This window comes from Spirilliplanes yamanashiensis (assembly GCF_016863475.1).
GTDB lineage: Bacteria > Actinomycetota > Actinomycetes > Mycobacteriales > Micromonosporaceae > Spirilliplanes > Spirilliplanes yamanashiensis.
This window is the reverse complement of sequence record NZ_BOOY01000003.1, coordinates 162,136-182,564: the sequence shown is the minus strand read 5'-3', so window position 1 is coordinate 182,564 and position 20,429 is coordinate 162,136. Positions and strand designations below refer to the sequence as shown.

The 20,429-nt window shown below is 75.5% G+C and carries 19 protein-coding genes and 1 pseudogene; 10 read left to right on the top strand and 10 right to left on the bottom strand.

Features of this window, described 5'->3' with window-relative positions; all coding sequences use genetic code 11:
• Positions 1–2 precede the first annotated feature (2 nt).
• Together Sya03_RS03045 and prmC are read right to left on the bottom strand one after the other, a co-directional pair.
• Positions 3–647 carry an L-threonylcarbamoyladenylate synthase gene (locus Sya03_RS03045; RefSeq protein WP_203936688.1) on the bottom strand — a complete coding sequence of 215 codons (645 nt, stop codon included), beginning with the start codon at positions 645–647 and terminating at the stop codon, positions 3–5.
• 28 nt (positions 648–675) lie between these two features.
• Entirely contained in the window at positions 676–1,545 is an 870-nt protein-coding gene (gene prmC / locus Sya03_RS03040; protein ID WP_203936585.1) for a peptide chain release factor N(5)-glutamine methyltransferase, read from the bottom strand.
• A gap of 45 nt (positions 1,546–1,590) precedes the next feature.
• Here prmC and Sya03_RS03035 point away from each other — a divergent pair, with 45 nt between their 5' ends.
• The 6 genes from Sya03_RS03035 (at position 1,591) to Sya03_RS03010 (ending at position 8,506) form a co-directional block, all read left to right on the top strand.
• A complete protein-coding gene (locus Sya03_RS03035; RefSeq protein ID WP_203936584.1) occupies positions 1,591–3,081 on the top strand; it encodes a GGDEF domain-containing protein in 1,491 nt (496 codons plus the stop codon).
• A gap of 12 nt (positions 3,082–3,093) precedes the next feature.
• Complete coding sequence (locus Sya03_RS03030; RefSeq protein WP_203936583.1) at positions 3,094–4,362, top strand: PQQ-binding-like beta-propeller repeat protein; 1,269 nt, start codon at positions 3,094–3,096, stop codon at positions 4,360–4,362.
• Positions 4,359–5,615 (top strand): outer membrane protein assembly factor BamB family protein, encoded by a 1,257-nt coding sequence (locus Sya03_RS03025; protein WP_203936582.1) that lies wholly within the window; start codon positions 4,359–4,361, stop codon positions 5,613–5,615. The genes Sya03_RS03030 and Sya03_RS03025 overlap by 4 nt, the downstream gene beginning before the upstream one ends.
• 67 nt (positions 5,616–5,682) lie before the next feature.
• A complete protein-coding gene (locus Sya03_RS03020; protein ID WP_203936581.1) occupies positions 5,683–5,823 on the top strand; it encodes a hypothetical protein in 141 nt (46 codons plus the stop codon).
• 10 nt (positions 5,824–5,833) lie between these two features.
• Complete coding sequence (locus tag Sya03_RS03015) at positions 5,834–7,144, top strand: outer membrane protein assembly factor BamB family protein (protein ID WP_203936580.1); 1,311 nt, start codon at positions 5,834–5,836, stop codon at positions 7,142–7,144.
• A 24-nt stretch (positions 7,145–7,168) separates the two neighbouring features.
• Entirely contained in the window at positions 7,169–8,506 is a 1,338-nt protein-coding gene (locus Sya03_RS03010) for an outer membrane protein assembly factor BamB family protein (protein WP_203936579.1), read from the top strand.
• Here the strand turns inward: Sya03_RS03010 and prfA are convergent.
• Both prfA and rpmE read right to left on the bottom strand, forming a co-directional pair.
• A complete protein-coding gene (gene prfA / locus Sya03_RS03005) occupies positions 8,493–9,581 on the bottom strand; it encodes a peptide chain release factor 1 (protein ID WP_203936578.1) in 1,089 nt (362 codons plus the stop codon). The genes Sya03_RS03010 and prfA overlap by 14 nt on opposite strands.
• A 66-nt stretch (positions 9,582–9,647) precedes the next feature.
• Positions 9,648–9,872 (bottom strand): 50S ribosomal protein L31, encoded by a 225-nt coding sequence (gene rpmE, locus Sya03_RS03000; protein ID WP_203936577.1) that lies wholly within the window; start codon positions 9,870–9,872, stop codon positions 9,648–9,650.
• Between the two features lie 193 nt (positions 9,873–10,065).
• Between rpmE and Sya03_RS02995 the strand changes: the two genes are divergently transcribed.
• The 4 genes from Sya03_RS02995 to Sya03_RS02980 are packed head-to-tail and all read left to right on the top strand — an operon-like array spanning position 10,066 to position 13,448.
• Complete coding sequence (locus Sya03_RS02995; RefSeq protein WP_203936576.1) at positions 10,066–10,842, top strand: hypothetical protein; 777 nt, start codon at positions 10,066–10,068, stop codon at positions 10,840–10,842.
• Positions 10,843–10,874: 32 nt separating this feature from the next.
• Complete coding sequence (locus Sya03_RS02990) at positions 10,875–11,936, top strand: RNA ligase (RefSeq protein WP_203936575.1); 1,062 nt, start codon at positions 10,875–10,877, stop codon at positions 11,934–11,936.
• Entirely contained in the window at positions 11,933–12,829 is an 897-nt protein-coding gene (locus tag Sya03_RS02985) for a phosphatase domain-containing protein (RefSeq protein ID WP_203936574.1), read from the top strand. Before Sya03_RS02990 ends, Sya03_RS02985 begins: the two co-directional genes overlap by 4 nt.
• Before the next feature lies 1 nt (position 12,830).
• Positions 12,831–13,448, top strand: a complete 618-nt coding sequence (locus Sya03_RS02980) for an RNA ligase family protein (protein WP_203936573.1) — start codon at positions 12,831–12,833, stop codon at positions 13,446–13,448.
• Here the strand turns inward: Sya03_RS02980 and Sya03_RS02975 are convergent, their stop codons facing one another.
• The 6 genes and pseudogenes from Sya03_RS02975 to Sya03_RS02950 all read right to left on the bottom strand — a co-directional run bounded on the left by Sya03_RS02975 (position 13,449) and on the right by Sya03_RS02950 (position 20,415).
• Positions 13,449–14,663 (bottom strand): nitric oxide synthase oxygenase, encoded by a 1,215-nt coding sequence (locus Sya03_RS02975; RefSeq protein ID WP_203936572.1) that lies wholly within the window; start codon positions 14,661–14,663, stop codon positions 13,449–13,451.
• A gap of 157 nt (positions 14,664–14,820) precedes the next feature.
• Positions 14,821–16,854, bottom strand: coding sequence for a transcription termination factor Rho (gene rho, locus Sya03_RS02970; protein WP_203936571.1), 2,034 nt, complete (start codon positions 16,852–16,854; stop codon positions 14,821–14,823).
• A 297-nt stretch (positions 16,855–17,151) separates the two neighbouring features.
• Positions 17,152–18,085 (bottom strand): annotated as a pseudogene (gene thrB / locus Sya03_RS02965) (homoserine kinase).
• Between the two features lie 10 nt (positions 18,086–18,095).
• Positions 18,096–18,281 (bottom strand): type II toxin-antitoxin system antitoxin, encoded by a 186-nt coding sequence (locus Sya03_RS02960; RefSeq protein WP_203936569.1) that lies wholly within the window; start codon positions 18,279–18,281, stop codon positions 18,096–18,098.
• 9 nt (positions 18,282–18,290) lie between these two features.
• Positions 18,291–19,145: an SPFH domain-containing protein gene (locus Sya03_RS02955; protein WP_203936568.1), complete on the bottom strand. Its 855-nt coding sequence runs from the start codon at positions 19,143–19,145 to the stop codon at positions 18,291–18,293.
• Positions 19,146–19,200: 55 nt separating this feature from the next.
• Positions 19,201–20,415 carry an MFS transporter gene (locus Sya03_RS02950; RefSeq protein ID WP_203936567.1) on the bottom strand — a complete coding sequence of 405 codons (1,215 nt, stop codon included), beginning with the start codon at positions 20,413–20,415 and terminating at the stop codon, positions 19,201–19,203.
• Positions 20,416–20,429 lie beyond the last annotated feature (14 nt).

Sequence of the window (20,429 nt, the reverse complement as noted above, 5' to 3'; positions counted from 1 at the left end):
GGTCAGCCTCCCGCCGGGATCAGGTCGGGAACGACCTCGCGCAGCTTCTCGAACGGGATGGCGCCGTCGCGCAGCACCCGCGGCTGGTCGCCGGTCACGTCCACGATGGTGCTCGGCACCGGGTCCGGGCACGGCCCGGCCTCCAGGTAGACGCGCACCGAGTAGTCGAGCTGGTCCTGGGCCTCCTGCGCGGTGGTGGCCGGCGGCTGCCCCGTCTTGTTCGCCGAGGACACCGCCATCGGGCCCGTCTCGCGCAGCACCTCGAGCGCCACCGGGTGCAGCGGCATGCGCACCGCGACGGTGCCGCCGGTGTCGCCCAGGTCCCACTGCAGGCTCGGCGCGTGCTCGACCACGATGGTCAGCGCGCCGGGCCAGAACGCGTCGGCCAGCTCGCGCGCGTTCTTCGGCAGGCTGAACACCAGGCCGTCGAGCGTGTGCCGGGAGCCGACGAGCACCGGCGGGGGCATCTGGCGGCCGCGGCCCTTGGCGTCCAGCAGGGCCTTCACCGCGTACGGCGTGAAGGCGTCGGCGCCGATGCCGTACACCGTGTCGGTGGGGAGCACGACCAGCTCGCCGCTCTTGACCGCCTCGACGGCCGCGGCGATGCCTCGGTCCCGGTCGGCGAGGGACCGGCAGTCGTAGAGCATCACGGGTGAAGTCTGCCACGCTCGCCGGTCAGGCGCGCCGCGCGGTCGCCCAGCGTGGGCGGCCCGCCAGGTCGCGGTGCGCCGCCACCTCGCCGAACCGGCCGTCGGCGCGCAGCAGCGCGGGCACGGCGTCGCCCTGGGTGTCGTCGTGCTCGATGCCGACGACCCCGCCGGGGCGCAGCAGCCGGGCGGCGAGCGCGACCACCGGGCGCACCACGTCCAGCCCATCGGGCCCGCCGAACACGGCCGCCGCCGGGTCGTGCCCGGACACCTCCGGCGGCACCGGCGTGCCGGCCGGCACGTACGGCGGATTGCACAGCACCACGTCCACCGCGCCGGTCAGCCCGGCCAGCAGGTCCGGGTCCGTCACGTCGCCCGCCACCACCTCGGCCCGGCCGTCCACGTTGCGCCGCAGCCAGGCCAGCGCCTCCGGCGAGCGCTCCACGGCGACCACCCGGCCCGGCCGCGCCTCCGTGGCCACGGCCAGCGCGATCGCGCCGGTGCCGCTGCACAGGTCGACGACGGTCGCGCCCGGCGCGGTGTGCTCGATGCCCCACCCCGCCAGCAGCTCCGTCTCCGGCCGCGGCACGAAGACGCCCGGGCCGACCGCCAGCTCCAGGTGCCGGAACGCCGCCGTGCCCAGCACGTGCTGCAGCGGCTCGCGGGCGGCCCGCCGCGCGACGAGCGCGCGCAGCCGGCCGGCCTCCGCCGCGCGGATCGTGTCGATCAACGCCAGCCGGCCCCGGCCGACGCCGAGCACGTGGGCGGCCAGCAGCTCCGCGTCCACCCGCGGCGACGCCACCTGCGCATCGACCAGCGTCGAGGTGGCCGCGCGCAGTTCCGCAGCGAGCGGTGTCCGGTCCGTGCCCGCCAGGGGGTGTTCGGGAGCGCCTGTCACGGCATAATCATGGCTGCCGGACGCACCGGCCCCCGCGGAGGTCCCATGCCCTGGCTCGACCGGACCGGAGACCACGCCGACGACCTGCGCCGCGCGCGCCAGCTCCAGCGCGACGGCCGATCCGCCGAGTCGGCCGGCGTCCTCGACGCCGTCCTGGCCGCCGCCGGAGAGCCGCTGGCCCGCGCCGACGCCCTCGTGCAGCGGCTGGGCGCCCTGCTCAACCTCGGCCGCGGCGCCGAGTGCGCGGCCGCCGCCGACGCCGCCTGGGCCGCCGTGCACGACCTGCCCGACCCGTACCTGCGCGGGCACCTGCACGCGTACGCCGCGGTGGTGGCGCACCGGGCCGGCACCCCCGACCGCGGCGCGGCCCACCTCGTGCACGCCGAGCGCGCGCTCGGCGGCGTCGACGCCCCCGGCGACGAGACGGCCTGGGCATGGCACGACCTCGCCGTCGCGGCGTCCTGCCTCGGCTTCCACGGCTTCGCGCTGACCGCGCTCGAACACGCCCGCCAGGTCGGCCCGCCGGCCGGGGTGCCCGCCGAGGCGCTGGCCGCGCCCGGCGTCCGGCTGCGCGGCGCGGTCGCCCTCGACCACCTCGGCGACACCGACGGCTGCCTGCGGGCGCTGCGCGACCTGACGGCCGAGCCGGACCGGTTCGCCGGCGCGGGCACCGGCCACCTGGTGCGGCCCGGCGGCCGGGCGGCGTACCGGTACGCGGCCGCCCGCCGCGCCGCCCTCGGCGACGGCCCGGCCCCGGCGTCCGGCGAGCCGGCCGGCACCGGCGACAGCATGCGCGCCCGCGACCTGCACCAGCTCACGGCCGTGTGCCTGGCGGTCGCCGCCGCCCGGCCCGCCGACGCCCTCACCCGGCTCGCCGCCGTCACCCCGTCGCCCGAGACGCTGGGCGCGGCCGAACCGGCCCGGCTGCGCGCGGTCGCGCACGCCGCCGCCGGGGCGCACGCCGAGGCGCACGCCGCCGACCGGCTGTGCTTCCAGCTCGCCGCGGCCCGCTTCGACCGGCTGCGCGAGGGCTACCTGGAGGGCGTCGCCACCCGCCTCGACCTCGACGGCCAGCGCCGCGGCGGCTCCGAGGCGCTCACCGACCCGCTGACCGGCCTGCCCAACCGCCGGTTCCTGGAGCGCTGGGTCGGTTCCATGCTGGCCCGCGGCGAGCGCGCCGCGATCGGCGTGTGCGACATCGCCGGGTTCGCCGCCGTCAACGAGCGGCACGGCCGGCACGTCGGCGACCTGGTGCTGCAACGCTTCGCCGCCGTGCTCAACCGGGTGATGCGCCGCGGCGACGTGGTGGCCCGCTACGGCGGCGACGAGTTCGTGGTCGTGCTGCCCGGCGCCGGACCGGCCCAGGCGGCCGAGGTGTCCCGGCGCATCAGCACCGCCGTCGCCGGTCAGGACTGGGCCGCCCTCGCGCCCGGCACCCCCGTGGCCGTGACGGTCGGCTGGGCCGACGGCACCGCCACCGGCCGCGGCCTGACCAGCGCTCTCGCGGCCGCATCGGCGCGCCGGGCGGCGGCCTGACACCATGTCGGCGTGACCGGCACCGTGATCGATTTGGGCGTGCCCGGCGAAACGCACACCGCACCGCCGCGGGCCCGGGTGCGGTGGCGCGGGGCGGCCGTGCCCGCCGTCCTGGCCGCCCTGCTGCTCGGGCTCGCCGCCCCGGCCCCGCCGGCGGCGGCCGCCCGGGTGGTGCAGCTGACGCTGCCGGACGACGGCTGGTACGAGGTCGGCGCGGGCGTCATCGTCACCACCGCGGGCGGCCGGCTGGTCGGCCGCTCGGTCGCCGACGGTGCACCGCGCTGGACCGCCGACCGGGTGTCCCAGGAGGGGCTGCCGTGGCTGACCCCGGACCGCGCGGTGCTGCTCGACACCAGCGACGACGCCGCCGGCGCGGCTGTCACGGTCGCCCACGACGTGCTCACCGGCGCGCGGCTGTGGCGCCACGACGGCCGTCCCGCCGCCTACGGCACCGGTTCCGTGCTGCTGCGGCACCGGCTCGGCGGGGACCGCGGCGACGAGCTGACCGGCGTCGACGCGCGCACCGGCGCGATCCGGCTGCGCGTCCCGGCGGCGCCCGGCGACGCCGCCACCGTCGCCGACGACGGCACGCTGCTCGCCGTCGTGGCGGCCGGCGGGGACGTGACGCTGCGCAGCCTCGCCGACGGCACCGTCACCCGCCGGGGCCGCGCCGAGGTGCAAGCCGCACCGGGCCCGGTCGCCGGCCTCCGGGTCGAGGCGGTGGCCGGGGTGCTGGTCGTCGTCGACGAGGCGGGCGACGCCACCACGGTCACCGGCTACCCGGTCGGCACCCTGCGCCCGGCGTGGCGGGCCCGGTTCGGCGCGGGCGACTCGGCGGTCCGCTGCGCCGACGTCGTCTGCGTCCCCGGCCCCGGCGGCCTCGCCGTGCTCGACCCCCGCACCGGCGCCCGGCTGTGGCACGACCGGCGGTGGCAGTGGCCGTACCCGACGACGACCGGCCCCCTGGTCGTCGAGGACGCGGACGAGTCGTCGCGGCAGGCCGGCGCGCGGACCCTCGTCGACCCGCACACCGGGCGGGTGCTCGCCGAGCTGACCCCGGACACGGTGCTGGTCCGCGGCCACCCGGACGCCCGGGTCGTGCGCGACCCCGCCCGCCCGGTGCGCAGCGCCGTGCGCCGGTCCGGCGCGGCCGCCCCGTTCGCGGTGCTCGACGCCGCGGTGCTCACCGACTGCCACGCCGACGGCCCGCACCTGGTCTGCCCGACGGTCAACGGGACGCTGACGGTGTGGCGGCTGCCCCGGGCCGGTCTGCGCGCGTGAGCGGACCGCCGGTGATCGAGCTGGGGACGCCCGGCGCCGGCCCCGCGCCCGCCGCCGCGCCGGGGCCCCGCCGCCTCTCCCCCGGCTCCCGGGCGGCGGCAGCCGTGCTCGCCGTGGCCGCCGCGCTGCTGCTGCTCGCCGCCGCCGCGCCACCGGACGCCGGGCCCGTGCGGCGGGTGGCCACCGTGCCGTTCGACGACCAGTACGCGTACTCCTCCGACGGCGAGCTGCTGTACGTGCCCACGGCCGGGGCGCTGAGCGCGTACCGCCTGGCCGACGGGCGGCGGCGCTGGTCGGTGGCGCTGGGCGCGTCCGGCGTGCGCTGGGACGCCCCGGCCGGGGTGCTGCTCGGCCGCGCCCCCGGCGGCGCCGCCACGGTCGCCCTCGACCCGGCCACCGGCGCCGAGCTGTGGGAGCTGCCCGGGACGGTCGCCGGGACGCGGGCCGGCACGGTGCTGCTCACCGAGGGCGACGCCGGACAGGCGCGCGTCGCCCGGGCCCGCACCGGCGAGCTGCTCTGGTCGGGCCCGGTGGCGCGCACGGACACGCTGGCGCTCGCCGGCCCCGGCCTGCTGGCCGTGCTCGCCCAGGACGGCGCGGCGACCGTCCGGCGCCTCGACGGCCCCACCGGCGAACCGCCCGTGCGCGGCCGGGTGGAGCGGCGCTTCGGCGCCGTCGACCCGCTCGGCTCGGCGGAGACCCTGACCATCGGCGGCCGGCTGCACCTCGTTGACAGCGACGCGTACGGCACCACCGTGGCGGCGTACCGGCTGGACACCCTGGAGCGGCTGTGGCGGGTGCAGGACCCCGCGCAGCGCACCCTGCACGACTGCGGCCCGGTGCTGTGCCTGGCCGGCGGCGGCTCGCTCGACGGCCTCGACCCGGCGACCGGCGAGCGGCGCTGGGTCAACGACGCGTGGGCGGGCGTCCTGGCGGCCACCGGCGGGCTGCTCGCCGTCCAGAACGACGACCGCGTGCTGCCGCACCTGGGCCAGGTCGACGCCGCCACCGGCCGCACCGTCGCCGACCTGGGCGACGGGACGTTCGCGTGGGGCACCCCCGACCTGCTGGTGCGCCAGGACCGGGCCGACCCGCGCGACACCGTCGTCGTCCGCGTCGCCGGCGGCCGCGCCACCCCCGCCGGCACGCTCGACGGCACGGTCCGCGAGGCGTGCGAGGGCGCCGGGGCGTACCTGGTCTGCCCCACCGTCGACGACGTGCTGGCGGTCTGGCGGGTCACCGCGGGCCGGTAGGGTCCGGGGCCGTGGTCATCGACCTCGACCTCTCCCCGGCCGCACCCCTGCCGGGTTCCCGGGCCGGGTGGTCCGCGGCGGCGCCGAGCCCCTGGGCCGGCTGCCCGGGTCCGTCGTGCGGGACGACTGCCGGGCGGACGGCGACACCGTCGTCTGCCCCACGGTCGGCGCCACGCTGAGCATCTGGCAGGTCACCGCCGGGGAGTAGCCTGCCCGGCATGGGGGCAGACGCGCCGGGGCCGGTGATCGACCTCGGCGTGCTCGGGCCCACGGGCGACGACGAGCCGCCGGCCGGGCCCGGGCTGCGGCACGCGCTGCCGGGCACCGTGCGCAACACGGCCGCCGCCGTGCTGGCCGTCCTGGCCGCCGTGCTGCTCGGCGGCTCCGCGCCGCCGCCGGGCGAGCGCGTCGCCCAGCTCGCCGCCATCTCCATCGACGGCGTGCGGGCGCACACCCTCGGCGACGAGCTGGTGTACGTGCTGGCCGCCGGCGCCGACGCCCTGAGCGCGTACCGGCTGGACGACGGCACCCTGCGCTGGACGGTGCCGGTCGACCCGGGCACGTTCGACGTGCAGTTCCTGCCCCGGATCGGGGCGGTCCTGGGCACCACCGCGGACGAGCGCACCACCGCCTTCGACGCGGTCACCGGCGCCCGGCGCTGGCGGGCCCCCGGCGGCTTCGCCGGGGACCTCGGCGAGCACCTGCTGTTCACCACCCGCCTGGCCGGCACGGGCGACCGGATGGCCGTCGCCGACCCGGCCACCGGGGCGGCGCGCTGGGAGTTCGCGCTGCCGGCCGACGGCTCGATCACCCTGGACGAGCGGGCCGGGGAGGTGTACCTGCTGGCCGCCGACGGCACGCTGACCGTGCGGCGGCTCGCCGACGGGGCCGTGCTGCGCGGCGGGCGGCTGGACCGGCAGGTGCCCGCCGGGGACCCCAGCGCCTGGGCGCGCCTGCAGAGCGACGACGGGCTGCTCATGCTGGTCGAGACCGACGCGCTCGGGGCCACCACCGTGTCCACGTACCTGTCCGACACGTTCGCCCTGGCCTGGCGCCGCCCCGTCGACACCGAGGGCGTCAACCGGTGCGGGCCGCTGCTGTGCCTGACCGACGCCCGCAGCGTCCGGACGCTGGACCCGCGCACCGGCGCGGAGCGGTGGACCAACCGGCAGTGGCGGTGGACCGGCGAGCAGGTCGCCGGCCACCTCGTCGGCAACGCGGCCACCGACGACGACCCCGACCTGGGCCTCATCGACGCCGCCACCGGGCGCACCGTCGCCGAGCTGGGGCCGGTCAACCTCGTGCGCGGCGACGACTGGCTGGTGCTGCGCCGCGAGCGGGTGCCGGGGCGCCGGCTCGTGCTGGGCGCCCGCACCGTCGTCTCCCGGCTGACCGCCGGCGGGCCGCCCGCCGTCCTCGGCACGGTGTCGGGCGTGGTGTGGCAGAGCTGCCGCGCCACCGGGCGGTACCTGGTGTGCCCGACCGTGCTGGGAATGCTCACCGTCCACCGGGTCGAGGGCCGCGGCTGACCACGGCGGGTAACGTCGCCGGACATGAGCGTCGACGCGCGGGAGCCGGTGATCGACCTCGGCACGCTCGCCGGGGACGCCCCGGACGACGACGCGTACCCCCGGCCGACCTGGCGCTCGCTGCTGCGGCCCGACCGGCGGGTCCTGGCGGCGCTGGTCGCCGCCGTCTGCCTGCTCACCGTCGGCGCGTCCGCCCGGGTCGCCCCGCCCCGGCTGCGGCCCGTCGCCGTGCTGGACTACCAGCAGAACGGGACGTTCGACCTCACCGCGGACAGCGCCTACGTGGTGGTCGGCGGCGAGCGGCCCACGCTGTCCGCGTACCGGCTCGCCGACGGCGCGCGGCGCTGGTCCGTCCCGCTGGAGTGGCCGTCGGCCGGCGTCAACGCCCGCCCCGAGGCGGGTGTGGTGCTGGTGGCCGGCGGCGACCGGGTCACCATCGCCCTCGACACCGCCACCGGCGCCGAACGCTGGCGGCAGCCCGGCCTGCTCGGCGCGCTCGTCGGCCCCGCCGTCGTGCTCGCCGACTACTCCGACGCCGACGGCACCCTCACCGCCCTGCGCTCGGTCCGGCTGAGCGACGGGGCCGCCGTGTGGCAGCGGCCCGTGCGCGCCGACGACGGCTGGACCATCGCCGCCGACCGGGTCGCCGGGCTGCCCGGCCGCCGCGACGACGCCCGCGCCACCCGCATCGTCACCGTGCAGTCCGACGGCACGATCACCGTGCTCAGCCTCGCCGACGGCTCCGTCGTCACCCAGGGGCGGGTGGCCTGGCGCGCCCAGTCGACCCGGGACACCGGCTTCACCGAGGTCAACGCGAACGGCGACGCCCTGCACGTCGCCCTGCACGAGCCGGCCGGCATCACGCTGCACGCCTACGACGTCGACACGCTGCGCCCGCTGTGGACCCGCGCCGGGGTGCCGCCGGGCGGCCCGTTCGCCTGCGGCGCCGTGCTGTGCATGAACGACGACACCCAGATCGTCGCGTACGACCGGGCCACCGGCGAACCCCGCTGGCGCCGGCCGTTCCTGCTGCACGCCGACCCGGTCGCGCCCGGGCGCCTGCTCGCCAGCGACGGCGCCGAGAACGACAGCTGGTCGGTGCTCGACGACGCCACCGGCGCCCTCGTCGCCTCGCTGAACGTGGGCACCCCGGTGTCCGGCGATCCGCTGCTGTTCGTGCGGTCCGTGCGCGAACCCCGCGGCCACGACTCCGTCAGCCAGCTCGACCCGGTGACCGGCCGCCTGCACGTGCTCGGCTCGCTGCCCCGCTTCGACGCCGACGCCTGCAAGGCCTCCGGCACCTACCTGGTGTGCCCGTCGCCGTCGCCCGCCCGGGGCCTGCGCGTCGTCAGCGTCGGCTGAGCTCCGACTCGCCCGCCAGCCGCGCCGCCCGGTCGGCCTCCGCCAGCGCGTCCAGCACGCCGTCCAGCTCGCCGCCGAGCACCAGGTCCAGGTTGTACGCGGTGAAGCCGATCCGGTGGTCGGTGATCCGGTTCTGCGGGAAGTTGTACGTCCGGATCCGCTCGGACCGGTCGACGGTGCGCACCTGCGACTTGCGGGCGTCGGACGCGGCCGCGTCGGCCTGCTCCTGCGCCACCGCCAGCAGCCGGGCCCGCAGGATGCGCATGGCCTGCTCCCGGTTCTGCAGCTGCGACTTCTCGTTCTGGCAGGACACCACCACGCCGGTGGGCAGGTGCGTGATGCGCACCGCCGAGTCGGTCGTGTTCACCGACTGCCCGCCCGGCCCCGACGAGCGGAACACGTCGATCCGCAGGTCGTTCGGGTCGATCTGCACGTCGACGTCCTCCGCCTCCGGCAGCACCAGCACGCCCGCCGCGGACGTGTGGATGCGCCCCTGCGACTCGGTGACGGGCACCCGCTGGACCCGGTGCACCCCGCCCTCCCACTTGAGCCGCGACCACACCCCGTTGCCGCCCTCGGGCACGCCCCGGGTCTTCACCGCCACCGACACGTCCTTCACGCCGCCCAGGTCCGACTCCTGCGCGTCGATCACCTCGACGGTCCAGCCGTGCTTCTCCGCGTACCGCGTGTACATGCGCAGCAGATCGCCCGCGAACAGCGCCGACTCCTGCCCGCCCTCGCCCGCCTTGATCTCGACGATCACGTCCTTGGCGTCGTGCGGGTCCCGCGGCGCCAGCATCTCGGCCAGCCGCCCCTCGAACCCGGGCAGCGCCGCGGCGATCTCCTCCGCCTCGGCGGCGAACGCCGGGTCCTCGTCGGCCAGCTCCCGCGCGGCGGCCAGATCGGCGCGGGCCTGCTCCAGGTCGGCGTGGGCCTTGTGCACTCCGGCCAGCTCCGCGAACCGCCGCCCCACCCGCCGCACCCGGGCCTGGTCGGAGTGGATCGACGGGTCACTCATCTGCTTCTCGAGGTCCGCGTACTCGTCGAGAAGCGCGGCCAGCCGTTCATTGCTCACGAAAGCCTCCTGGCATGACAACGGCGCCCGGTCCCATTCTCGTGGGACCGGGCGCCGTCGCGGTAGCTACTTCTTCTTGGCCGACTGCACCTTCGCGTACTTGGCCTGGAACTTCGCGACCCGGCCCGCGGTGTCCAGCACACGCTGCTTGCCCGTGTAGAACGGGTGGCAGGCGCTGCAGGTCTCGACGCGGATCTCGCCGCCCTTGGCGGTGCTGCGGGTCTCGAACGTGCTGCCGCAGGAACACACGACGGTCGTCGCGGCGTACTGCGGGTGAATGTCGGGCTTCATGGCTCTCGGTCCTTCTCTCACTGGTGGTCGCCGGGTCGCCCGCGCAGGGACGTGAACCGGAACCGCTGGCCGATGGACCAGTCTGCCATGCCACCTGCCTTCACCTGAAATCAGGAGCACACGGCGGGGTCCGTGGTCGTCAACGCCCCGCTCACGGCTCCCATTCCCGCCGCAGCTCCGATAGATTGAGTCAATGCAACAACGTAGGAACGTTGATGGCACGTTCATGGTCGCCGACGCCACCCGGCAGCTCCGGCACGACTTCTTCACGGCAGGTGGGGACGACGCAGTCTGGCTCGCCGGCGTCCTCGCCGCCGACGGCTGCATCAGCACGGACCGCAAGCGATGGCACCTCGCGCAATCCGGCGACCATGGTCGGTCACTGATCGAGCGGGCACGGGCCCTGACCAACCATCACCTCGTGGTGGGCGTCCATCGGCCGCAGGCGGGCCGACCGAGCCATGCGATCACCGCCCACTCCCCGGAGATGGTGCGGGACCTCGAGGACCGCTACGGGATCGTTCCCCGCAAGACCGTGTCGTACCGCTGGCCGGACCTTCCCGCTGCCAGCCGACGACCGTTCCTGCGCGGCTACGTCGACGGGGACGGCTGCGTGGGCATCTATCCGACGCCGCAGGGCAACCCGATGCTCCACCTCTCCCTGGTCGGCACTCCGGACTTCATCGACGGGGCCATGGGCACGATTCCGGCAGCCGGCCGCCGTCGCCGGATCGAGCGTTGCGTGGCGCTGGCGGAGGCCCGGTACAACGGCCGGCACGCCTGGGCGGCCGCGACATGGCTCTACGCCGACGAGCATCTGTTCCGCGGCCGGAAGTGGCAGGTCTTCCGCCGGTACGCGGCCCTGCTGGCGAACGATCCGCCGCGCTGGCATCGCGGCCCGCAAGCCGGTGGCCACCTACCCGGGCAGCTGAAATGGCAGGCGGGGACGGGTGACCGCTCGCTACCGTGATCAACCCAAGACCCACGGAGAACGGACCCGCCATGACCCAGCTGACCGACATCGTCGACGAGGCCGCGCTGCACGCAGCGGTCGCGGCCGGGCATGTCCGCGTGCAGCGGCACCCGGCGCGTCCGTACGTCATCTACAACTACACCGAGGCGTGCCAGTACTCGGGCGCCTGGACGCCGGTGACGCTCACCTGCCGCGGTCTGATCGTCGACGAGGCGACCGGGGATGTCCTTGCCCGCCCGTACCCGAAGTTCTTCGGCCACGGGCAGGCGGAGGCGCCGGTCGTCGCACCGGACACTGAGGTCGTCGTGACGGACAAAGCGGACGGTTCACTCGGTGTGATCTTCCGCGACGGCGAGCAGCTCGCCGTCGCCACCCGCGGGTCGTTCGCGTCCGAGCAGGCCGTGCACGCCACCGCGCTGCTGCGCGAGCGGTACGCCGGCTGGGCGCCGCCGCCGGGCACGACCGTGCTGGTCGAGATCGTGTACCCGGGCAACCGGATCGTGCTCGACTACGGCGGGCTGGACGATCTGATCCTGCTCGGCTCCGTCGACATCGCGTCCGGGCGCACCACGGGCCCGGAGGGGGTGCCGGACTGGCCGGGGCCGGTGGTGGAGAGCTTCGCGTACGCGACGTTCGCCGAGGCGCTCGCCGCCGGGCCGCGCGACGGCAAGGAGGGGCTGGTGGTGCACGTGCCGGCCACCGACGAGCGGGTGAAGATCAAGTACGCGGAGTACGTGCGGCTGCACCGGCTCGTCACCGGGCTGACGTCGCGGACGGTGTGGGAGGTGCTAGCGGGCGGCGGGAACCTGGCGGCGCTGACCGAGCCGCTGCCGGACGAGTTCCACGTCTGGGTGCGCGCCGTCGCCGAGGAGCTGACGGCGCGGGTCGACGAGCGCGTCACGCAGGTGGAGGCGGCGTTCGCGGCGATCGTGGCGGGGCTGCCGGAAGGATGGACCCGCAAGGAGTTCGCGGCCGCGGCCGTCAGGCACCCCGACCGGGGCCCGCTGTTCGCGCGCCTCGACGGCAAGGACTACCGGCCCGGCCTGTGGCTGCAGGCGCGGCCGGACGCAGATGGGATCAGCACACCGTGACACGACTGCTCATCACCCGCGGGCTGCCGGCCTCCGGGAAGACGACGTTCGCCCGCAAGCTGCAGCCGGGGGTCGTCCGGGTCAACCGGGACGACCTGCGGCGGATGCTGCACGGCGGCCGCCTGTTCACGCAGTGGGCGGAGGGGCAGGTGACGGCCGCGCAACGGGCGTCGGTGGAGGCGCTGCTGCGCGCGAAGACCGACGTGATCGTGGACGACACGAACCTGCGCGGCCGCACGGTGCGCGACTGGGCGGAGCTGGCGGCCCGGTTCCACGCGTCGTTCGAGGTGCACGACTTCACGGACGTGCCGCTCGACGAGTGCCTGCGCCGCGACGCGGTGCGCCCCGAGGACGACCGGGTGGGCGAGGACGCGATCCGGCGCATGCACCAGCGGTACCTGGCGGGCAAGAACCTGCCGCTGCCGGTGCCGTACATCGAGCCGGGCGCACCGGGGGTGGTGTACACGGCGCCGGAGAACGGCCAGGAGGTGGTGCTGGTCGACATCGACGGCACGGTGGCGCTGATGAACGGCCGCAGCCCGTTCGACTGGCGGCGGGTCGGCGACGACCTGCCGAACCCGGCGGTCATCACGGCGGTGCGGGCGATGCACGCGGCCGGGTACGCCGTGGTGTTCTGCTCGGGCCGCGACGCGGTGTGCCGTCCGGAGACCGAGGCGTGGCTGGAGCTGCACGTCGGCGTGCCGTACGTGGCGCTGTTCATGCGCCCGGAGGGCGACAACCGCAAGGACTCGATCATCAAGCGGGAGATCTTCGAGTCGGAGATCCGCGACCGCTACCGGGTGGTCGGCGTGTTCGACGACCGGATGCAGGTCGTGCGGATGTGGCGGGAGCTGGGGCTGACGGTGTTCCAGGTGGCGGAGGGGGACTTCTGAGGTGAAGTACCCCCGGACGTTCCACCTGCCGGACTCCCCCGGGGCCACCGCCGACGACCGCGTGCAGCACGACCTGTCGCAGCTGACGGGCGAGCTGGTGGTGACGGAGAAGATGGACGGCGGGAACCTGACGTTCACCCGTGACCTCATGCACGGCCGCTCGCTGGACTCGGGCACGCACGCCTGGGACCGGCGGGCGAAGGCGGAGTGGGCGCGGGTGGCGCCGCTGCTGCCGCCGGGCTGGCGGGTCAGCGGCGAGTCGATGTGGGCGCGCCGGTCGGTCGCCTACGAACGGCTGCCCGGCGTGTACCTGGTGTTCGGCGTGTGGGACGCGTCCGGGGCGCTGCTCGACTGGGACTCCACGGTGGAGTGGGCGGCGCTGCTGGAGCTGCCGCTGGTGCCGGTGCTGTACCGCGGGCCGGACCTGGCGGCGGCGCGCGCGGCGTGGGCGGCCGCGCGCACGGCGGAGACCTCGGAGGGCTTCGTCGTGCGCACGGCCGCGCCGATCGCGCGGTCCGCGTTCCCGTGGCGGTGTCTCAAGTGGGTACGGGCGCAGCACGTGCGCACCCGCGCGGACTGGCGGCACCGCGACGACTTCGCGGTGAACACGTTCGCCTGATCAGTGGGCGACGGGGCACCCGGCGGCCCGGGCGCGCGCCGGGGCGTCGAGGTAGAAGTTCGGCTTGAGGTCGGCCTCGTGGTAGTAGCGGTGGAACACGGGGGTGGCGCCGCCGGACAGCGGCGGCACGATCCAGCTCCAGTCGGCCGGCACCTGGCGCCCGGCCTTCTCCTCGTTGCGCAGGTGGGCCATGAACCGCGCCGACTCGGTGTGGTGGTCGCTGATCTTGACCCCGGCCCGTTCGAACGACCACAGCACGGCCCGGTTGATCTCGACGAGGGCCCGGTCGCGCCACAGCGTCGACTCGCTGGTGGTGTCGAGCCGCATGAGCCGGGCGACGAGCGGCACGAGGTCGTAGCGGTCGGCGTCGGCGAGGTTGCGGGAGCCGATCTCGGTGCCCATGTACCAGCCGTTGAACGGGGCGAGCGGGTAGTTGATGCCGCCGATGGACAGCCGCATGTTGCTGATGGCGGGCACGGCGTGCCAGCGGATGCCCAGCTCGGCGAACCAGCCGTACTCGGGGTGGGCGACGGGCACCTCGAGGACGGCGCGTTCCGGCAGGTCGAACAGCTGGACGCCCTCGTGCGGGGTCTCGATGGCCAGCGGCAGGATGTCGAACGCCTCGCCCTTGCCCTTCCAGCCCAGCGCCTCCATGGCGCGGGTGAAGGCGAGGTTGCGGGGGTCGCCGATGCGCCGGCCCTGCTCGGTCACGTAGCCGGCGTACCGGACGAGCTGGTCGTTCCACACGCTCGCGTGCGGGCGGCCGGGCACGGCGGGGGCGAAGACGCTGATGACGGGCCGGATGGTGCCGGGCGGGCGCTCGACGGGCGGGCCGGCGGTGGCGTCGAGGCGGGACATGGGCGCGGCGCCGCCGGCGACCTGGAGGTGGCGCACGAGCAGGGAGAAGATCTCCTCGGCGGTGCGGGCGCGGCGGCGGTCGAGCACGACGAGGCTGCGCCAGTAGAGGCGGCCGATGCACCGGCTGGAGTTGCGCCAGGCCATCTTGGCGCCGTGGCCGAGTTCCTCGGGCGTGTGCACGTACGTGCCGGTCGCGGCGATCTGGGCGCGGACGATGGCGAGCCGGGGTTCGACGGGCCCGAGCCGCGGGTTCTCGGCGTAGCACGCACGCAGGAAGTCGTCCGCCTCGGCGGGATCCACGGGCGCCGCCGGGTCCCACTCATCGGTAGGAGTGTCCCGATATCCGGGCACGTGCATGCGTCCGCCTCCTCCTCGATCGACGCGGCTCGTCACGAGACCGTTTCACAGCGCGACGGTACGCGACGGACGGCGTGTGCGATACGGGCACAGCGGGACGGATGCGAAACGGGTGGCCGCCCACCGGACGGCCACCCGCATGTCGTGCGTGACGGGGCTACTCGCCCGGCGTCGACTTCGCGATCTGCATGAGGAACTCGATGTTCGTCCGGGTCTGCTTGAGCCGGTCGAGCAGCAGGTCCAGCGCCGCCGTGGAGTCCAGCGAGTGCAGCACCTTGCGCAGCTTGTGGAGGATGGCCAGCTCCTCGGGAGACAGCAGCACCTCCTCCTTGCGCGTGCCGGACGGGTTGATGTCGATCGCCGGGAACGTGCGGCGGTCGGCGATCTTCCGGTCCAGCTTCAGCTCGGCGTTGCCGGTGCCCTTGAACTCCTCGAAGATGACCGTGTCCATCATCGAGCCGGTCTCGACGAGCGCCGTGGCCAGGATGGTCAGCGAGCCGCCGTTCTCGATGTTGCGGGCCGCACCCAGGAAGCGCTTCGGCGGGTACAGCGCCGTCGAGTCGATACCACCCGACATGATGCGGCCGGAGGCCGGCGCCGCCAGGTTGTACGACCGGCCGAGCCGGGTCACCGAGTCGAGCAGCACGACCACGTCGTGGCCCAGCTCGACGAGGCGCTTGGCCCGCTCGATCGCCAGCTCGGCGACCGTGGTGTGGTCCTGCGGCGGCCGGTCGAACGTGGCCGCGACGACCTCGCCCTTGACCGAGCGCTGCATGTCGGTGACCTCTTCGGGCCGCTCGTCGACCAGCACGACCATCAGGTGGCACTCGGGGTTGTTGCGGGTGATCGCGTTCGCGAGCGCCTGCAGGACCATCGTCTTGCCGGCCTTCGGCGGCGACACGATGAGCGCGCGCTGCCCCTTGCCGATCGGCATGACGAGGTCGATGACCCGGGTGGTGAGGATGTGCGGCTCGGTCTCGAGGCGCAGCCGCTCCTGCGGGTACAGCGGCGTGAGCTTGTAGAACTCCGGCCGCCGCCGGGCCTCGTCGGGCTCCATGCCGTTGATGGTGTCCAGCCGCACGAGCGGGTTGTACTTGTCGCGGCCGCTGCTGCGATCGTTGCCCCGCTCGCTGCCGGCCTCGCGGGAGCGCACCGCGCCCGTGACCGCGTCGCCGCGGCGCAGGCCGTACTTCTTGACCTGCGACATGCTGACGTACACGTCGTTCGGGCCGGACAGGTAACCGGTGGTGCGGACGAACGCGTAGTTGTCGAGCACGTCGAGGATGCCGGCCACCGGCACGAGGACCTCGTCCTCGTTGACCTGCGGCTCGCGGCCCCCGCCGTCGCGGTTGCCGCGGTTGTCGCGGTTGTCGCCGCCGCGGTTGTCGTCGCGGGCGTCGCCGTCGCGGTCGCGGCCGCGCCGGCGGTCACGGAAGCGGCTGCGCCGCGACCGCCGGCCGCCGCCCTCGTTGTCGCCGTCCTCGTCGTCGTGCTGGCCGCCGCGGTTGTCGCCGCCGCGGTTGTCACCACGGTTGTTGTCCTGGCCGTTGCGGTCGGCCCGGTCGGCGCGGTCGTTGTCGCGGCCGCCCCGGTTGTCGGACCGCTCGCCGCGCTCCTGCCGGTCGCCGCGCTCCTGCCGGTCGCCGCGCTCGGGGCGCTCGGACCGCTCGGTGCGCTGCTCGCCGTTCTGGGCGGCGTTGTCGGCGCGCTCGCGCCGGCTCTCCCGGTTGCGCTCGCGACCGCCGCGCTCGGGGCGCTCAGCGCGCTCGGGGCGCTCGTCGGACCGCTCGCCGGACTGGCCGGCTGACTGGCCGCCGGACTGGCCGGCGGGCGCGGCCGCGGGGGCCTCGACCGGCGCGGAAGCCGGGGCGGAGGCCGGCGCGGAAGCCGGAGCGGAGGCCGCCGGGGCCGCGGCGGCGGCCGGGGCCGCGGCAGGACTCTCGGCCCGGGACGGAGCCGCCGAACCACCCCCGGAGCCGCCGTTCTGGCGCTCCGTGATGGCGGAGATCAGCTCACCCTTGCGCATCCGGGCCGTGCCCGAGATGCCGAGGGAGGCGGCGAGGCTCTGCAGCTCCGGCAGCAGCATCGCGGCGAGGCCGGTGCCGCCCCGTCGGCGCCGCACGGCGCCGGCGACGGTGGGGGCCTCAGCGACGGCGGAAACGTCCGACGTCACGTCGGTGGTGTCGCTCAATGGATTCCTTCCCTCGATGAGCCGAGGTCGCCCGGTGTCGACGAACGGTGGCCGGGTGGCCTCGAACCCCGCTTCGCTGCTCAGCGGTGCGGGGAGACATGCAGCACGGCAGCTCGACGGTGTCCCGACCCGCTGCCTCAGCGGGCAGGTCTCGGCGAGTGCATCGATCTGGAACACCTGCGGGCGCGGCGTGAGCCATTCAGCAGAGGTGGGACGGACTGACCGCCGAGAGCTTTCGGGGTGCGCCGTGACCGCAGAGATCGCTTGCTTCGCGGCTGTGCTTGGTCCAGAGCGTAGTCAACTCTTCCGACCTGCGGCAACAGGGTCCCGCTCGGCGTGTCCCACTCTACCCTTCGACGCAAGCGCCCGTGCTGTCGATACCCAACGTCAGTCGCCGCCACCCTGTTCCCGGGTCGAAATCCGCTGGTACGGGGCTCAGGGCGAGCACCGTCGGGCCCGCCCCGCTGACCACGGCGGCGATGCCGGCGCGGCGCAGGACCTCGACCAGCGCGGCGGTGGCGGGCATGCCGGCGGCCCGGTACGGCTGGTGCAGCCGGTCCTCGGTGGCGGGCAGCAGCAGGGCCGGGTCGGCCGTCAGGGCGTGCACGAGCAGCGCGGCCCGGCCGGCGTTGGCGGCGGCGTCGCCGTGCGGGACGGTCACGGGCAGCGCCGCGCGCGCCACGGAGGTCAGGCCGCGCTCGGCGGGGACGAAGACGGTGGGCTCGACGCCGGCGGCGACGTCCAGCCGCACGGCGCGGGCGCCCGACGGCTCGGTCCAGGCGATGGTGAAGCCGCCCAGCAGGCAGGGGGCGACGTTGTCGGGGTGGCCCTCGAGCTCGGCGGCGATGCGCAGCGCGCCGGCGTCGTCGAGCGGGCAGTCGCGCACCAGCGCCCGGGCCAGCTGCACCCCGCCGACGATGGCGGCGGACGAGGAGCCCATGCCGCGCGCCTGCGGGATCCGGTTGACGCACTCGACGTGCAGGCCGGGCGGCCGGGCGCCGAGGGCGTCGAAGGTGGCGAGCATGGCCCGTGCGACCAGGTGCTGCTCGTCGCCGGGCAGCTCGCCCGCGCCCTCGCCGCCGACCTGGACGACGTAGCCGCCGGCGGTGACCCGGGCGCTCAGCGTGTCGTGGTGGGTGAGCGCGAGGCCCAGGGCGTCGAACCCGGGGCCGAGGTTGGCGCTGGTGGCCGGCACCCGCACCCGCACGGTTTCCTCGACGAAGATCACCATGTGGCCCAGCCTAGGCGTCGTCGCCGGGGGCGTCGGCCGCGGGCGGGCGGGTGGCCCGTCCCGCGGCCTTCAGGGCGGCCCGCAGGGCGTACTCGATCTGGCCGTTGACGCTGCGCAGGTCGTCGGCCGCCCAGCGGGCGATCGCGTCGTAGACCTGCGGGTCCAGGCGCAGCAGCAGCTTCTTGCGTTCCGGCACGTCGGGGCCTCAGTACAGCGTGCCCGCGTTCACGACCGGCTGGGCGGCGCGGTCGCCGCAGAGCACGACGAGCAGGTTGGAGACCATCTGCGCCTTGCGCTCCTCGTCCAGCTCGACGACGTGCTCGGCGCGCAGCTTCTCCAGCGCCTCGCTGACCATGCCCACCGCCCCCTCGACGATCTTGAAGCGGGCGCCGACGATGGCGGACGCCTGCTGCCGGGCGAGCATGGCCTGGGCGATCTCGGGCGCGTACGCGAGGTGGGTGGTGCGCGACTCGAGCACCTCGACGCCGGCCAGGGCGACCCGCTCGGCCAGCTCGGTGGTGAGCTCGTCGCTGACCACGGAGGAGTCGCGCAGACTGTAGCGCTCCGGGTCGTGCGAGTCGTACGGGTAGCTGGTGGCGAGGTGCCGGACGGCGGCCTCGGCCTGCACGGCCACGTACTCCAGGTGGTCGTCGACGGCGAAGACCGCCTTGGCCGTGTCGACGACCCGCCAGACGACGACGGCGGCGATCTCGACGGGGTTGCCGTCGGCGTCGGAGACCTTGAGCCGGTCGGTCTCGAAGTTGCGCACGCGCAGGGTGACGCGGCGCTTGTCGGTGAGCGGGACGGTCCAGTGGAAGCCGGGCTCGCGGATCGACCCGACGTAGCGGCCGAAGAACTGCACGACCTGCGCCTCGTTCGGGTTGACGATGACCAGGCCGGTGGCCACGGCGAGGGCGGCGGCGGCCCAGACGGCGGCCAGCGCGCCGACGACGACGGGCGCCCCGCCGGAGACCACGACGCCCAGGACGCCGCCGGCGGTGAGCAGCAGGAGCACCCCCAGTGCCGCGAATCCGGACGTGCGGAAGACCTGACGTTCCATGGCCGCCTCCCCTTGGCTCAGTATCAAAGTGATATCACTACGATACCGTTCAGCGTCAAGCCGCCGCCTCGGCGGTCAGCGACAGCCGCCGCGTCGCGATCCGCCAGCCGATCGCGTAGGTGAGCGTGACCAGCCCGCAGGCGGCCAGGATCGCGCGCTCGTCCACCACGTCCACCACCGCCGCCACCGCGAGCTGGCTGACGGAGATCGCCAGCGTCGCCAGCATCATGTCCGTGGCGAACACCCGGCCGCGCAGCCGGTCCGGCACCTCGCCCTGCAGCGCGTACGCGCTCAGCGTCCAGTTCGTGCCGCCCGCCACGTGCGCGCAGAACACCAGCACCAGCACCAGCGGGAACCACCGGGTCACCGAGACGCCCAGGTACGCCAGCCCGTACACGCCCATCGACACCGCCAGGCCCGGCAGCAGCCACGAGCGGTGCCGCAGCACCCGGCGCATCAGCAGCGGCCCGGCGAGGGTGCCCGCGCCGCGCACCGCGAAGAGCAGGCCGGCGCCGATCGGGCCCGCCCCGTACATCGTGGCCAGCAGCGGGAAGACGGTCAGCACGCCGTTGCCGAGGCCGACCGCGCTCTTGACCGTGACCAGCGCCAGCACCCGGGGCCGGGCGGCGATGTAGCGCAGCGCCTCCACCAGGGCCGCCCACGGGTGCTGCACCGGCGCGCCCACGGTCTCCGGCGCCTGCAGCGGCCGCCGGATCGCCGCGGTCACCGCCACCGCCGCGGCCAGGCACGCCGCCGCGACGCCGAAGCTCACGTACGGCCCGGCCAGGCTCGCCAGCACCCCGCCCAGGGACGCCCCGACGACCGTCATCGTGCCCCAGGCGGCGCCCGCGACCGCGTTGGCGGCGGCCAGGTCGGCCGGGTCGACCACGTTGGGCAGCGCGGCCGACGCCGCCGGCGAGTAGAACCCCTTCGCGACGGCGATCAGCCCGATCGCCACCACCGCCACCCAGGCGGTGGCCTCGCTGCGCACCGCGAACAGCAGCAGCGCCGCGACCAGCGCCGCCAGGTTCGCGGTCATCATGATCCGGCGGCGGTCGACCCGGTCGGCGACCGTGCCCGTGTACGGCAGCAGCAGCGCGATGATGCCGGTGTCCGCGGCGAGCACGAGCGCGCCCCAGACGCCGCTGCCGGTGAGCTCGGGGAGCAGCACCAGCAGCGGCACCATCACGAACCAGTCGGACCCGAAGACGACCAGCTCCGCGAGGAACAGCCGCCGGAAGTCCCGGTTACGGGAGAGGACCGACCACACCTGGCGGACAGTAC